The following is a 14,133-nucleotide window of genomic DNA, read 5'->3' as shown; positions in this document are numbered from 1 at the left end:
AGCGCGCCGTAGACTCTGTATGACAACGATGAGGAAATAACGCTCCATGGCCGCAACCGCCGAAAATATCTTGGCTTTCTCTGAGCTTCCGTTGCCGGACGCACTCCATAAAGCCCTAAATGACTTGGGTTATACCCACAGTACTCCGATTCAAGCCGCCATTTTGCCTTATTCCATGCGGGGTAGGGATTGTATTGGCAAAGCACAAACCGGCACCGGTAAAACCGCTGCGTTTCTGTTATCCATTATGTCGGATTTACTCTATTGCCCATTGCCGGCGCAGTATCAGGGTGAGCCGCGTGCAGTGATTTTAGCGCCTACGCGCGAACTGGCGTTGCAAATTGCTTCCGATGCCGAACTGTTGGCCAAGCATACCAACCTGAACATTCATTGTTTGGTGGGTGGCATGGACATGCAGAAGCAACGTGTTGGGCTGGAAAGCCGCACAGTGGATATTTTGATCGCAACCCCCGGTCGCTTAATGGATTTCATGCGACAAAAGGCGGTGTTCTTGGATCAAACCGAGTATTTTGTCATTGATGAAGCCGACCGTATGCTCGACATGGGCTTCATTCCCGACATCAAATACATCGAGCGCGCCATGCCAACGAAGCGTGACCGACAAACCCTGTTGTTCAGTGCTACCTTTTCAAAAGACATTCTGGCATTGACCGAGCGGTGGACCAACGAACCTTATTTTGTCGACATTGCACCTGATGTGTCGACAACCGACCGAGTGCAACAGTATTTATACCTGACCACCACGGACGAAAAATATGACTTGTTGAAAGCTATCCTGGAACAAGAGACTGTCACCAAAGCCATTATTTTCGCCAACCGTCGTGACCTTGTGCGCAAGTTGCACGAACAGTTAGGTAAGACGCAACATAAAGTCGCCCTGTTGTCGGGTGAGATCAGCCAGGACAAGCGCGTGAAGACCTTGGATCAGTTCAAGAAAGGGGTGATCAACGTGTTGGTTGCGACCGATGTGGCCGGGCGCGGTTTGCATGTTGATGATGTAAGCCATGTGATTAACTTTACCTTGCCGGAAGACCCGGAAGACTACGTACACCGCATTGGTCGTACCGGCCGTGCAGGTGCTGAAGGCAAGTCGTACAGCTTTGTGTGTGAAGACGACGCCTTTTTGGTGGATGATTTGCAATCGTTTATTGGTGAGAAGTTGGTCGTCGAGCACCCGCCTGAGCATCTACGTCCCCATGCGCATACTGGCGGATGAAAACATACCGGGCGTTGAAGCCTATTTTGGCGACATCGCTACCGCAATTTCCTATGCACCAGGCCGTGCGATAAACACGGCTCAGGTCGCGGCTTGCGACCTGTTATTGGTGCGAAGCGTAACCCCCGTGAATGCCTCGTTGCTGCAACAGCATCGCCCGCAGTTCATCGGCAGTGCCACCATTGGCATTGATCATATCGATGTCGAGTGCTTAGCCAAACAACAGATTCCCTTCGCCCATGCACCCGGTTGCAATGCCGATGCCGTAGGTGATTACGTGCTCGCCGCCTTGTTGTATGTGCATGCCGATGCGCCGCAGCGGTTAGCCGACAAGACCGTCAGTGTGATTGGCGCAGGTAATGTGGGTGGTCGTTTGGTGAAACGGTTACGAGCGTTGGGCATAACCGTGCGGGTATGTGACCCGCCGCGTGCCGAGCAGACGCCGGAAGCGGAAGCTTTTGTCACCTTGGCGGACGCCATGCAGGCCGACGTGGTGTGTGTCCATACACCGTTAACTGGGGAAGGCGCGCACCCGACCCGACAGTTGATCAGCGATTCCATGCTGAGTTTATTGCCGCAGAATGCCGTTTTGCTGAACGCTGGACGCGGAGCGGTGGTGAGTGCTGGGGCGTTAGAGCGGTTTTTGCCGCAACGCCCGGATGTTCAGGTGGTGTTGGATGTATGGGAGCCGGAACCGGATATTCCGCGCATCTTGTTACCTCAAGTGCGTTTGGCCACCGGACATATCGCAGGCTATTCGCTGGAAGGCAAGTGGCGCGGTACACAGATGTTGCGGGCGGCGTTGAATCGCGTCTACCCGGAATACGACCGTCCGTTGCCTGACATGGCGACCTTCTTACCGCCCGCGCCGCGCATTGTGGTGTTGGATGATGACCCATGGCAGGCACTGTACGACAGCGTTGAAGCGGTGTATGACATAGCCCAAGATGATCGGCGGTTTCGTTTGGCCATGCGTGCTGAGGAGCCTGCACGGGCTTTTGACCAATATCGAAAAACCTATGTGCAGCGTCGAGAAATACAACAATGCCGGGTGCTGGTGCAAGAAAGCCCTGCACGCCCTTTATTGCGTGCGGCGGGCTTTCAAATACCGTCTTAACTATTGTTGGTAGCTGGACAAAAACTGCTCCAACTTACCCAAGGCTTCGGTCAGGGTTTCATGGTTAGGCAGGAATACGACGCGGAAGTGGTCGACTTCCGGCCAGTTGAACGCGCGGCCATGGACGAGCAATATTTTTTGCTCGCGCAGGAAGTCCAAGACAAAGCGTTCATCGTTCTGAATATTGAATTTCCGAATATCGATCCGCGGAAACAAATACAATGCACCCTTGGGTTTCACGCAAGTAATGCCAGGAATAGCGGTCAGCATCTCCCACGCCAGATTGCGTTGTTCACACATGCGACCGCCGGGTTTGGTGAGGTCATAGATGGACTGATAACCGCCTAGGGATGTTTGAATGGCGTGTTGCGCGGGCACGTTGGCGCACAAACGCATACTTGCCAACATGTTTAGCCCTTCCAGTAAATCACGCGCTTTATGTTTCGGCCCGCTGACCATGATCCAACCCGAGCGAAAACCGGCTAAGCGGTATACTTTGGACAAGCCATTAAAGGTGAGCGTTAATACATCGTCCGCAAGCGCAGCCATCGTAAAATGTTCGACGCCGTCATAGGTGATTTTGTCGTATATTTCATCGGCCAACACAATGAGCTGATGTTCTCGCGCCAGTTGTAAAATCCCTTCCAAAATTTCTTTCGGATAGACCGCACCGGTCGGATTGTTGGGGTTGATCACTACAATGGCTTTGGTGCGCTCGGTGATTTTCGCGCGCATGTCATCGAGGTCGGGGTACCAATCTTGTGCTTCGTCGCACAGATAGTGCACGGCCTTGCCACCGGCCAGGGTCACGGCACCGGTCCATAACGGGTAGTCGGGCGCTGGCACCAATACTTGATCGCCATCATTGAGAATGGCTTGGGTCGTCATCACGATCAGTTCGCTGACGCCATTGCCCAAAATGACATCTTCGACGTCCACGTTGGCCACACGTTTCTGCTGATAATATTGCATTACCGCTTTGCGAGCCGAATAAATGCCCTTGGAGTCGCTATAGCCTTCGGCACTGGGCAGATTGCGAATGACATCGGTGATGATTTCATCGGGCGCATTAAAACCGAACGGGGTCGGGTTGCCGATGTTCAGCTTGAGAATACGATGGCCTTCTTCTTCAAGGCGTTTGGCTTCTTGCAACACAGGGCCGCGAATGTCATAGAAGACATTAGCGAGTTTGAGTGACTTCTTGAATTCCATTCTGACGGGTCCGCACCAGGGTAAGTGAAAGAGGTTAACAATGCTGACGCAGGGTCAGCGGGTCAGTCATCGTACACCTGTTTTTTCTTCCATTCATCTTCGGCGCTGGCCCATTCATCCAATTTTTCTGCCAGTACCTCCGAGCGTGCTTCGGCCGCCTCTTTGTTTTGCTCTTTCCATTCTTTTTCAATTTCCTTGATCTTGGCGCGTCCCTCTAGAATCCGTTGCTTGTACTGCCCGACGAATTTAGACCCGGAAATGTTTTCAATGGACTTCCGCCACAGCGCCATGGCTTCACGGTAGCGTTTTTTCTTGTGCGCATGCCGGGCGCGCGAGCGGAAAAAGTCCGCCGCGGTAATGACCAGTCGGTGTTCGACTTCGGCCACCAGTGCTTGTGCTTCCTGGCCTTTAAGTTGCCGGTCTTCATAGGCTCGCTTGATGTGCCCGAACATCGACTTTAAGCCAGCTCGTGCTGCATTCGCATGCTCTACTTCAATCACCGGTTCGGCCGGTGGTTTGAGCCGCCCTTCAAGGAACGCTTGGCGTTGTGCGGTAATTTCGTTCAGATCGGATTGCAGAAAGCGGCTGCGGCGATCTTCTTTGATTAATGTTTTGTAGTTATTGATGATGGTGCGGTACATGAAGTCGCGCAAGTCCTTCGACAAATAATTGCCGGGCATGGTGCGCAACAGGTTTTGCAACTTCTTGTTGTCGTTGGCAATGCTCAACAAGCGTTCGCGTTTGGATTGACTACTGCCATATTTGAAATGCATGAACGCCATGACGCCAACAACGCCGACAGCAACCAAGACAAGTAAAATGGGAACGATGCCGTTCATGAGTATGTAATAGCCTATTTTTTGTGCTTAGTGTAAATAAATATTTCCCTGACTCCTAGTATCATCGGCCATCGAGTGAATTTATTAAGGGTGGCGGCCGAATTACTGCGGCAAAGCGCCTTAATCATCCCCTGTGCACAGATGTGGTGCATTCTATCCTTCTGTGCCTGATGTTTTTGCACCAAAAATGCGCCTTCCATTGCTATTTGGCCCAAAAACCGGGTTGGCACCCATCTTGAATAGGTCTTTGTACGCACAAAGATGGGGACACTATGGAACAGCATGAGCCGACACACCCTTGGCGCATTTATACCGACCTTGATGGTTCCCTATTGGATCATCATACCTACGATTGGTTGCCCGCCAAGCCCTGGTTAGACCGGCTCACGGCTCAAGGCATTCCGCTGATTCCCAATACCAGCAAGACCGCCGCTGAGGTCGCGGTATGGTTAACGGAATTGAAGGTAGATGGCTATGCCGTCGTGGAAAATGGTGGCATGGTGCTACTGCCCAACACACACGTTTACTGGCATACGCATTTGCCACATTGGACCGGCCGGGAAGTCAGTGGCGTCCTGTTAGGACGCAGTTATGACGCGCTTTGTGCATGGTTGGACGATGTACGCCGTGGCCATGGTTTCGACTTTCGGGGTTTCCACGATGTGGACCCTGGCACCATCGTACAGTGGACCAGCTTAAGCCCGGACGAAGCGGTCCGGGCGCAGCAGCGGCAGAGCAGTGAGCCTCTGCTGTGGGAAGGTTCGCGCTCATCCTTGCAGCAATTCATCACCCTTGCCCAAGCGGCGGATTTACAGGTTCAACAAGGTGGGCGGTTTCTGCACATCAGTGATCACACCACCAAGGCAACCGGTATGGCATGGCTGGAAGCTCTTTGGGGTACAGCTGCGCGCACTCTGGCGTTGGGTGATGGCGGCAACGATATCCCGATGTTGGAAGCCGCCGACCGCGCCGTCGCCATCTGCAATGCCAAGGGCACACACGTCAACGTTCAACAACCCTATGTCTACTTCACTCAACATGCCGGGCCTGAGGGTTGGTCGGAAGGCTTGTCGTATTGGTTGTCATCTGAGGAGCAACAACATGGCTGATTTCTTTCAAAACGGCGTCATCGCCAACTTACACAACATTGTCGATCGACCGGTGGAGAGTTTGGAGGCAGAACTGCGCAGTTTTTCGCGCACCAGCCCCATGGCTCTGGTGTTGCCATCGCTGTATTCCGAATTGGCGCAGCCTGCGCTGGAAAACATTGTGCAGGAACTCTCCTCAGTGAATTATCTGAATGAGATTGTGGTCGGGCTTGACCGGGCAACCCGAGAAGAGTTTGAACACGCCAAAGAATATTTCGGCCGCTTAAACCAGCCGGTGAAAATTCTCTGGCAGGATGGCCCGCGGTTGCGCGCCATTGATAAACAACTAGCGGACTTGGAATTAGCCCCGCGTGAAATGGGTAAGGGGCGTAACGTATGGTACTGCTACGGCTATATTTTGGCGTCCGGCAAGTCCAAAGCGGTGGCGATGCACGATTGCGACATAAAGACCTATTCACGCAGCATGCTGGCACGTTTGATTTACCCGGTGGCGAACCCCGCCTATCGTTACCAATTTTGTAAGGGCTATTACGCACGCGTGGCCGACAACAAACTGAACGGGCGGGTATGCCGTTTATTGGTGTCGCCGCTGATTCGTGCGTTACGCAAAGTGTGTGGGCCGGACCCGTTTTTGGACTACCTCGACAGTTTTCGCTATGCCTTATCGGGTGAATTTTCATTGCGCACGGATGTCATTCCTAATATGCGCATCCCCAGTGACTGGGGCTTGGAAATTGGTGTGTTGAGTGAGTTATTCCGCAATTATTCCAACCGCAGTATTTGCCAGGTCGATATTGCCGATGTGTACGATCACAAGCACCAGCCACTGTCGAAAGAGGACGCGCAAGCAGGCTTGTCAAAAATGAGCCGCGACATCAGCAAGGCGGTTTTCCGCAAATTGGCCACCAACGGGCAGGTGTTTACGGAAGAACATATTCGCACCATCAAAGCGACCTATTACCGCATTGCCCTGGATTTTGTCGGCCTGTATTACGATACCGCGATGTTCAACGGCTTGAAGGTGGACCGCCACGCCGAGGAAGAAGCGGTGGAGTTGTTCGCTAGCAATGTAATGGACGCGGGCAAAGAGTTTCTGGATAACCCAATGGCGACGCCCTTCATTCCGAGTTGGAACCGGATTCAAGCGGCTATACCGGATGTGTTAGAACAGATTTACGACGCGGTGGAGCTCGATAACCGGTAAGTCATCTAACGATATGATCAGTAGAGGGGCGAGCCAGCCAGGCAATGGACGTAGGGGGATGCCTCAAGGCGCGACTCCCGGCCTGCCGTGGAGCGCCGGAGGCATGCCCCGAAAGTCCATGCCGGGGCCGAGGATTTAACCATTACTCAAAGGTCAACCACATCGTCTGATACGGCAACAGGGTGACGGACTTCTCCAGCGCGTGGTGCTGTTCCGTCAGCAGGTCCAGCGCTTGGCCTTCCATCTGATGCAGAATTTTCACCAACGGCAACTCCACATCCTGCGCGGTGGTGTTGCACACGCACCATACAGATTCTTCGCCATTGCCGCGTTGCACAATAAACAACCGCGAGTCCAAATCATGAATTTTTTGGGCACTGGACGGGCTAAATGCCGGGTATTGCTGTCGAATACGAATGCGTCGCCGTAGTTCATGATGCACCAAATGCTGTGCGCCATGCGGCGTTTCCAGAACTTGTTCTAGTTCATCCCATTGCCAGCGTTTACGGTTAATGGAACGCAACCGCCCGGTGACTTCTACGCCACGTTGATCATTCGGAGTGCCTAATAAAGAATGAATGTAGAACGCGGGCAGCCCTTGCAGCACTAGCATGATGCTTTGCGCACAGAGAAAACGTTCTATTTGCAGGCTATCCGGGCCACGCCGGGTGCCCATCATCGCATCGAAATAACTGATGTTGATTTCATAAGGCGAATCGGTGCCATCGGCGTTCGCCTTCATGCTCACATAGCCGCCAAACTGCTGCATGCTGTCGATCAGGCTGGCAATTTCATGTTCAGGCAGGATGCCTTCCAGCGCCCGCAGGCCAATACCATCGTGCGAGGCGGTAAAATTCAAGAAGGTACAGCCCGGCGGTGGCGGTGCCAATGACTGGGCCCAGTTGGTCAACAAGTCGGCATTGCCTCTGTTCATGGTGTACAAGATCAGGGGCGGAAGGGCAAATTGGTAGACCAGATGCGCTTCATCGCCGATGTATTCACCGGGCTGTTCGGGGTGCTCTATCACGTTGCCGAAGTACGATAAGTTTTCTTCGTGCGGCACATTGGTTTCGGTAATCAATAAACTGCCGGGCCTGACCGCATCATTGATGGTGCGCAGCAGTTTGACGACTTCATGGGTTTGCGGCAGGTGAATACAGCGTGTGCCCAAAGTCTTCCACAAAAAGGCGACGGCATCCAAGCGCGTTAGGCTGGCTCCCTTGTTGAGATAAGTGATAAAGATACTGATCATATCCAACAGCACATCCGGGTTGGCGTAGTTCAGGTCAATTTGGTCCGGTGAAAATGTGGCCCAGACATGATTAATACCACGACGGGTATAGATGGGCGTTAACAAGGCTTGGCTGCGCGGACGCACGACCTCTCGAACATCGGTATCCGGATCCAGTTCAATAAAATATTGGTTGCCCGGCGGGTGGTTGGACACATAGTCGGCGAACCAGACGCTCTCGCGCGAAATATGATTCAGCACAAAGTCGAACATAAGGGCCCGGTCTTCTCCTAGGGCAGCAATGTCCGCCCAGGTGCCCAATGCCGGGTCGACCATCAAATAATCAATAACGGAGAAGCCGTCATCAGAACTGTAAGGAAAGAAGGGTAAGATGTGCACATACGACATTTCGGGCAAGTGTTGGTCGATGAACTGTCGTAGGGTTTGCAGTGGCGTTTCATCGGGGCGTTGTAGCGTATGTCCGTAGGTGATCAGCAGCACGCTCCGCTCGTCCAAGACAGGCGTTTTTGCACCTTTATGGTGCGCTGCACCGTCATCGACCATGGCGATAATCTGTGGGACAATGCGTGCCACAACATCGTCCGGGTATAAATGACGGCAGTGGTCACGCAGGCGCTCACTGAGGGGTCGAGAAGGTTGAGTCATGGCGTTCTCCAACAGCATTGCCCATTAACCAAGGGGTTCAATGGCTTAGCGCCGCATAAGTTATGCGAGCATGTAAGTCATCACTGTATAGAGCCTATGCAGGTTCTATGCCCTTTGGCACTGCGCCGTTTGGCATGATTGCACAAAGTGATTGGTAACAAGAAAAGCCCGGCATGGCATTTGCTCGGGTAATGAATACATCAACTGGAACGTGAAAGGATCGGTAATGATTAACAAGTGTTTATTTCCTGTCGGCGGCTACGGCACGCGCTTTTTACCCGCTACCAAGGCTTTGGCCAAAGAAATGATGCCCATCGTCAACAAGCCGTTGGTGCAGTACGGTGTTGAAGAAGCGATAGAGGCCGACCTCAACCGCATCGGTTTTGTGACCGGCCGCGGTAAACGCGCCATCGCTGACCACTTCGACATATCTTACGAACTGGAGCACCAAATTTCCGGTTCCAGCAAAGAGAGCTATTTGAAATCCATTCGTCACGTCATGGCGAATGCGCAGTTTTCATTTACCCGCCAAGCGGAAATGAAAGGCTTAGGTCACGCCATTTTGACCGGCGAAACCTTGATCGGCAATGAAGCTTTCGGGGTCGTGTTGGCCGACGATCTTTGTTTGCCGCTGCCCGGCGAAGACAACGTGATGGCGCAGATGGTGAAAATCTACAAGCAGTTCCGTTGCAGCATTGTTGCCGTGATGGAAGTGCCGGAAGATGAAATTCACAAGTACGGCGTGATCGCAGGCGAGGCGATGAAAAACGGCCTGTACCGGGTTGATGATATGGTGGAAAAACCGGCTAAAGGCGAAGCTCCGTCAAATTTAGCCATTATTGGGCGCTACATTCTGACCCCGGATATCTTTGACATTCTGCGTGAAACCAAGCCGGGTAAGAATAACGAAATCCAACTCACCGATGCCTTGCTGAAGCAGGCACAGGATGGTTGTGTGATGGCGTACAAATTCAGAGGAACCCGATTTGACTGCGGTAGCGTAGATGGCTTTGTTGAAGCAACAAACTATGTTTACGAGCATTTCTACAAAGAAGGCGAAGCGTAATTCAATCGGCGCGACGCTTTCAGGTTCATAAAACGGGAGCATCATGCGCGATTACATCATCGAAGCCAGCCCAGCGGGATACCGTGTGTGGCTGGTGGATGGCGAACAGAAATACCCCTTGGGTGATCAGCCCTATCCTAGCCTAAGCCGGGCGCGGGACCAAATTCCCAAACGTTTTCGTGCTAAAGCACGGCTGATCCACCACACCGCTTACACAGAAATGATCAACGGGCCAGAAGGCGTGTCGCCGCCGTTCGATTTGTCTATTTGATAGCGACACAACCTACCTGTACGAGGGCGACTTGCGATGCAACCTTGGCACATTACCTTTCTGGATCAGGGCACCATACCTCCGCACATACAATGGGAAGCGCCCGATTTCGCCCATGTTTGGCAGGCGCACCACAATACATCACCGGATGCCGTGGTCGAGCGTTTGCAAAACACCGATATCGCCATCACCAATAAAGTGGTACTGGACCGTGCGGTGTTGACGCAATGCCCGAAATTGAAATACGTGCAGGTCAGCGCCACTGGCATGAACAATGTGGATATCGATGCCTGCCGTGAACTCGGCATTGGCGTGGGGAATGTGCAAGGCTATGCCCGCCATGCTGTGCCGGAATGGGTGGTCGGTCAGTTGTTCAGCTTGGTGCAGAGCCATACGGCGTATCGACGCATTCAAGAAGCACGCGGTTGGTTAGACAGTGAATTCTTTGCATTGCGGACCGCACCTGTGCGCGAAGTACGTACCATGACCGTAGGCATTTTGGGCCGTGGTGCCATTGGGCAAGGCGTGGCTGATCGCTTACAGGCCATGGGCAGTAATGTCTTGTTTTTAGAACGCCCTACCGCGGGCAAAGTCCGCAGCGGCTACCATGACCTAAACGCGACTCTGCCTACGTTAGACGCCTTGGTGCTGTGTTGCCCGCTAACGGACGACAACGCCGGCATGGTCAATTCAGTCTTCCTGCAACGCATGAAACCTGGTGCTCTGTTGCTTAACCCATCACGTGGCGGATTAGTGAATGAAGCCGATCTGGTGCAGGCAATATCCAGCGGTCATTTAGGTGGCGTCGCCCTTGATGTGGTGAGCGCCGAGCCGCTGCGTGCAGAAAATCCCTTGTGTGCTGTGATGGACGAGCCAAACGTCATCATCACTCCGCACATTGCGTGGAGCTCGGACGAGGCGATCACCGCTTTGATGGCGCAGGTGATCACCCGAATAAATGCTTTTGTGACCACCTACCAAGGTTAAGGGTGTGGCGCGGTTTTGCGCGAGCGCTTCGTTTGACTGATCGCAATGCCCGCAAATATCGTTCCCAAGGCAATGAATTTTTGTACGCTGGCGGGCTCACTCAGTAGCCATACCCCAGCGCCAAACGCCACCACCGGGATGATGTAGTTGATCATCGATAAAAAACTGGGGCCTCGGCGCGCGACAATCAGAAAATAAACCCAAGTTGCTAGCCCGGTCGACATCACACCCAACACCAAGACAGCGGCCATAGCACCCGGTTGAATGCTGTTTTGCCAAGGCTGGTCCACCCACAGCGCTAGCGGCGTGAGGATCAAACTACCCGCTACCAAGGTGCCGGTGGCTGCCACCAAAACATGCACGGTCGGCAATCGCTTGGTGATGATGCTGTTCACGGCATAACACAGCGTAGCAGCAATGATCGCGACCTGCGCTAACAGGTTGATGCCACCCAAGCCGGTAAGGGCTTCCGTGCCGACCAAAACCAGCACTCCCACCAAGCCCAAAATAAAGCCGGTGGCCTTGCGCGGCGTAATGCGTTCGTTGGCGACAAAGAAATGCGCCAAAATCATCACACTGATGGGCATTAACGCCATCAAAATCCCCGCTAAGCTGCTGGAAATATAAAGCTCACCCCAAGAAATCAGGGTGAAGGGCACAATGTTACCCACGGCCGCCAGCGTTGCAAAACGCCGCCACCAAGCCCATCCCGTCGGGAGACGTAGCCCCTGCCAACGCAGGACAATGTAAAGCGTTAGCGCACCCGTGATCAACCGGATGGACACCAAGGTCATGGGTGGAAAACTGTGTAAAGCCACGGAGATGAGTACAAAGGTAAAGCCCCAAGCCAACGATAAGCTCAGCAATAAAGCCCAATCGAACCAACGATGCGTAGTCACAGATGGAATCCTTAAAAATAGATGCACCAAAACAGCGCGAATATATCATGCTTCTTGGTGCTTCATCGGTTTTTACTGAATTGCGTTTGGCAGAGAATCCTTACAGAATTGTCCTTTCGGACAGAAAGGGGAGGCGCAAACCGCGTATTCTCACCTATACTGAAAACCGTTTTATTGTGATCATTGATAAAGGCGCGAATTGTCTATGCTGTTTCGACTTGCTGTTGGTATGTTGCTGCTCTCAAGCGCAATCGCCTCCATGGCGGAAGACAGACTGACTTTCATCACCGAGGAATATCCGCCGTTTAATTATGCTACGGAGAATGGTGTCGCCGGCTTCGCCGTGTCGTTGTTGACCGACATGATGGCAGAGGCCGGTTATGAATTTGATCCGTCCGCTGTGCGTTTATTACCTTGGGCCAGAGCCTACGAAACGGCGTTGCACGTGCCCAATACCCTGTTGTTTTCCACCACCAGAACCACCGCTCGTGAGTCGCTTTTTCAATGGGTTGGGCCTATCGCGCCCGATCGTGTGGTGCTGTTAGCGCATCGTGATGCGCCCGTATCGTTGTCTTCAATCGAAGACATCACCCGCCAAGGGTTAAAAGTCGCCGCAATTCGGGAAGATATCGGAGCCCAGCGCTTGCTGGAGTTGGGTATCGACGAAGAACAGATCCTCTATGCTTTCAGTAATCAAAGCGCGGCGTCCATGTTATCCGCGCAACGCGTAGATTTGTGGGCCTACGGTGAAGAGGTTGCCTACTGGCTAATGGAGCAACACGGGATGGACCCAGAACAAGTAGCCCCGGTATGGGTGTTGAGCGAATCTGCCCTGTATTTTGCCGTGCAGAAAGATACTGACCCGGCCATTGTGGAGCGCTTGCAGGCGGCTTTAGATCGCGTGCAAGCGAAGCGGCAGGCCCATGACCACGCCCGATGATGTTGAACGTATGGTTTTGAATACCGCACCGAAGCGCTCATGGCGTCGTCGTATACGCAGCCTGACCACCAAACAGGCCATTTGGACGCTTTCTGTTGCACTCAGCCTAAGCGCATTAGCCGGTATGGTTGAACTGGTCGTTAATGCTCGCAACTTGCGAGCCGATGTACAGACACAAATAGACCGGAGCATCGCACTGGTCGAAGGGACAGCGGCGGAAGCTGCTTTTCAGCTTAATCCCGAGTTGGCCGAGCGTGTCGTCAATGGCTTGTTCGCTACGGGAATCTGGCGACATGTCGAGTTAAAAGACGACTTTGGTCGTAGCATGGCCAAGCAATCGCGTACTGACCAAGCATTCAGAGGACCCTTGTTGAACAGGCTGTTCGCAGATATCAAGCAGCGGGATCAGATACTGCTCTATCAAATCAGTCGGCAGGGTGATCAAGAGCGGGTTGGTACGCTGTCGATGACCTTGGCGCTGGATGTCGTGGCGCGCGAATTTATCGCCAACACCCGGCTGATTTTTGCCGTCGGCGCCGTTAAGGCGCTCGCGATTTCACTGCTCTTGGTGTGGGTGTTTTCGTGGTTAATCACCCAGCCACTACTGCGCGTGTATGATGCCCTACAACAAGTGAACCCCAAACACCCGGGGCAATGGCCTAAGCCTGAATTATTGCACCATGAAAATGATGAACTAGGGCGCTTGGTAGACGGATTGGATGACGTACTGCAAGCCTTCCAAAAAGGTTTGGACCAGCGCGACCAACTGCGCCATATCAGTACCGTTGACGGACTCACCGGCATCGCCAACCGGCGCCAATTTGATGCTGTGTTTGCCAAAGAATGGACGCTGGCAAAAGCCAATGGCCAACCTCTGGCGATCATCTTTATGGACATTGACCAGTTCAAACCCTACAACGATCATTACGGCCATATTGAAGGTGATGATTGTTTACGTCAGGTAGCGGCTGCGCTGGCGAATGCGATGGTTCGCCAGAGTGACTTTGTGGCCCGCTATGGTGGAGAAGAGTTTGTGTGCGTGCTGTCGAACACTTCTCTGACCGAAGCATTGAGCGTTGCCGAGCGTATTCAGAATACCATTGCCGAATTGAAAATCCCGCACATTCAGGCAGACGAGCAAGCTTTTATCACGCTCAGTATGGGCGTGGCGGCACGCGTACCTGGACCCCATGACAGTACTGCAGAAGCGTTATTGGGTGAAGCCGATGAACAGCTCTATCGCGCCAAGTCTCAGGGTCGGAACCGAATTTGCAGTGCGGAATCAAAAGACAGTCACCGTTAGCCTGCACTGGACATCTAACGTTCATCCTACCGTCACACGCTTGAAATTTAAT

Annotated in this window: 13 protein-coding genes; 9 read left to right on the top strand and 4 right to left on the bottom strand. The window is 53.1% G+C overall.

Going from position 1 to position 14,133, the window contains the following annotated elements:
* Window positions 1-46: 46 nt before the first annotated feature.
* Window positions 47-1,237, top strand: a complete 1,191-nt coding sequence (locus ACFOSD_RS00455; protein ID WP_380694750.1) for a DEAD/DEAH box helicase — start codon at window positions 47-49, stop codon at window positions 1,235-1,237.
* Complete coding sequence (locus ACFOSD_RS00450; RefSeq protein WP_380694752.1) at window positions 1,218-2,354, top strand: 4-phosphoerythronate dehydrogenase; 1,137 nt, start codon at window positions 1,218-1,220, stop codon at window positions 2,352-2,354. Before ACFOSD_RS00455 ends, ACFOSD_RS00450 begins: the two co-directional genes overlap by 20 nt.
* Here the strand turns inward: ACFOSD_RS00450 and ACFOSD_RS00445 are convergent, their stop codons facing one another.
* Together ACFOSD_RS00445 and ACFOSD_RS00440 are read right to left on the bottom strand one after the other, a co-directional pair.
* Window positions 2,355-3,566, bottom strand: a complete 1,212-nt coding sequence (locus ACFOSD_RS00445) for a pyridoxal phosphate-dependent aminotransferase (RefSeq protein ID WP_380694754.1) — start codon at window positions 3,564-3,566, stop codon at window positions 2,355-2,357.
* A gap of 62 nt (window positions 3,567-3,628) precedes the next feature.
* Window positions 3,629-4,405 carry a hypothetical protein gene (locus tag ACFOSD_RS00440; RefSeq protein WP_380694756.1) on the bottom strand — a complete coding sequence of 259 codons (777 nt, stop codon included), beginning with the start codon at window positions 4,403-4,405 and terminating at the stop codon, window positions 3,629-3,631.
* A gap of 272 nt (window positions 4,406-4,677) precedes the next feature.
* On the opposite strand from ACFOSD_RS00440, the gene ACFOSD_RS00435 reads away from it, so the two are divergent.
* On the top strand, window positions 4,678-5,514 hold the full coding sequence (locus ACFOSD_RS00435) for an HAD-IIB family hydrolase (protein WP_380694758.1): 837 nt from the start codon (window positions 4,678-4,680) through the stop codon (window positions 5,512-5,514).
* Window positions 5,507-6,718, top strand: coding sequence for a glycosyl transferase (locus ACFOSD_RS00430; RefSeq protein WP_380694760.1), 1,212 nt, complete (start codon window positions 5,507-5,509; stop codon window positions 6,716-6,718). The genes ACFOSD_RS00435 and ACFOSD_RS00430 overlap by 8 nt, the downstream gene beginning before the upstream one ends.
* A gap of 142 nt (window positions 6,719-6,860) precedes the next feature.
* Here ACFOSD_RS00430 and ACFOSD_RS00425 read toward each other — a convergent pair whose 3' ends face one another.
* On the bottom strand, window positions 6,861-8,615 hold the full coding sequence (locus ACFOSD_RS00425; protein ID WP_380694762.1) for a sugar phosphorylase: 1,755 nt from the start codon (window positions 8,613-8,615) through the stop codon (window positions 6,861-6,863).
* A 226-nt stretch (window positions 8,616-8,841) separates the two neighbouring features.
* Between ACFOSD_RS00425 and galU the strand changes: the two genes are divergently transcribed.
* The 3 genes from galU to ACFOSD_RS00410 are packed head-to-tail and all read left to right on the top strand — an operon-like array spanning window position 8,842 to window position 10,939.
* On the top strand, window positions 8,842-9,681 hold the full coding sequence (galU, locus tag ACFOSD_RS00420; protein WP_380694764.1) for a UTP--glucose-1-phosphate uridylyltransferase GalU: 840 nt from the start codon (window positions 8,842-8,844) through the stop codon (window positions 9,679-9,681).
* 43 nt (window positions 9,682-9,724) lie between these two features.
* The gene (locus tag ACFOSD_RS00415; protein ID WP_380694766.1) at window positions 9,725-9,952 is read left to right on the top strand and encodes a hypothetical protein; all 228 of its coding nucleotides are present in this window, start codon (window positions 9,725-9,727) and stop codon (window positions 9,950-9,952) included.
* 36 nt (window positions 9,953-9,988) lie between these two features.
* Window positions 9,989-10,939 (top strand): NAD(P)-dependent oxidoreductase, encoded by a 951-nt coding sequence (locus tag ACFOSD_RS00410; RefSeq protein WP_380694769.1) that lies wholly within the window; start codon window positions 9,989-9,991, stop codon window positions 10,937-10,939.
* Here ACFOSD_RS00410 and ACFOSD_RS00405 read toward each other — a convergent pair.
* Window positions 10,936-11,838, bottom strand: a complete 903-nt coding sequence (locus tag ACFOSD_RS00405; protein WP_380694771.1) for a DMT family transporter — start codon at window positions 11,836-11,838, stop codon at window positions 10,936-10,938. The genes ACFOSD_RS00410 and ACFOSD_RS00405 overlap by 4 nt on opposite strands.
* A gap of 205 nt (window positions 11,839-12,043) precedes the next feature.
* Here ACFOSD_RS00405 and ACFOSD_RS00400 point away from each other — a divergent pair, with 205 nt between their 5' ends.
* Together ACFOSD_RS00400 and ACFOSD_RS00395 are read left to right on the top strand one after the other, a co-directional pair.
* Window positions 12,044-12,778 carry a substrate-binding periplasmic protein gene (locus tag ACFOSD_RS00400; RefSeq protein WP_380694773.1) on the top strand — a complete coding sequence of 245 codons (735 nt, stop codon included), beginning with the start codon at window positions 12,044-12,046 and terminating at the stop codon, window positions 12,776-12,778.
* The gene (locus ACFOSD_RS00395) at window positions 12,762-14,081 is read left to right on the top strand and encodes a GGDEF domain-containing protein (RefSeq protein ID WP_380694775.1); all 1,320 of its coding nucleotides are present in this window, start codon (window positions 12,762-12,764) and stop codon (window positions 14,079-14,081) included. Before ACFOSD_RS00400 ends, ACFOSD_RS00395 begins: the two co-directional genes overlap by 17 nt.
* The last annotated feature ends 52 nt before the right edge of the window (window positions 14,082-14,133 follow it).

Origin of the sequence: Salinispirillum marinum (genome assembly GCF_042650105.1) — a bacterium.
Classification (GTDB): Bacteria; Pseudomonadota; Gammaproteobacteria; order Pseudomonadales; family Natronospirillaceae; genus Salinispirillum; species Salinispirillum marinum.
This window is presented reverse-complemented; position numbering and strand designations above follow the sequence as displayed.

Coding starts and splice junctions, on each gene's coding strand:
- galU (WP_380694764.1), top strand. CDS start 8,842: ATGATTAACAAGTGTTTATTTCCTGTCGGCGGCTACGGCACGCGCTTT.
- ACFOSD_RS00425 (WP_380694762.1), bottom strand. CDS start 8,615: ATGACTCAACCTTCTCGACCCCTCAGTGAGCGCCTGCGTGACCACTGC.
- ACFOSD_RS00435 (WP_380694758.1), top strand. CDS start 4,678: ATGGAACAGCATGAGCCGACACACCCTTGGCGCATTTATACCGACCTT.
- ACFOSD_RS00445 (WP_380694754.1), bottom strand. CDS start 3,566: ATGGAATTCAAGAAGTCACTCAAACTCGCTAATGTCTTCTATGACATT.
- ACFOSD_RS00440 (WP_380694756.1), bottom strand. CDS start 4,405: ATGAACGGCATCGTTCCCATTTTACTTGTCTTGGTTGCTGTCGGCGTT.
- ACFOSD_RS00415 (WP_380694766.1), top strand. CDS start 9,725: ATGCGCGATTACATCATCGAAGCCAGCCCAGCGGGATACCGTGTGTGG.
- ACFOSD_RS00450 (WP_380694752.1), top strand. CDS start 1,218: ATGCGCATACTGGCGGATGAAAACATACCGGGCGTTGAAGCCTATTTT.
- ACFOSD_RS00400 (WP_380694773.1), top strand. CDS start 12,044: ATGCTGTTTCGACTTGCTGTTGGTATGTTGCTGCTCTCAAGCGCAATC.
- ACFOSD_RS00455 (WP_380694750.1), top strand. CDS start 47: ATGGCCGCAACCGCCGAAAATATCTTGGCTTTCTCTGAGCTTCCGTTG.
- ACFOSD_RS00410 (WP_380694769.1), top strand. CDS start 9,989: ATGCAACCTTGGCACATTACCTTTCTGGATCAGGGCACCATACCTCCG.
- ACFOSD_RS00395 (WP_380694775.1), top strand. CDS start 12,762: ATGACCACGCCCGATGATGTTGAACGTATGGTTTTGAATACCGCACCG.
- ACFOSD_RS00430 (WP_380694760.1), top strand. CDS start 5,507: ATGGCTGATTTCTTTCAAAACGGCGTCATCGCCAACTTACACAACATT.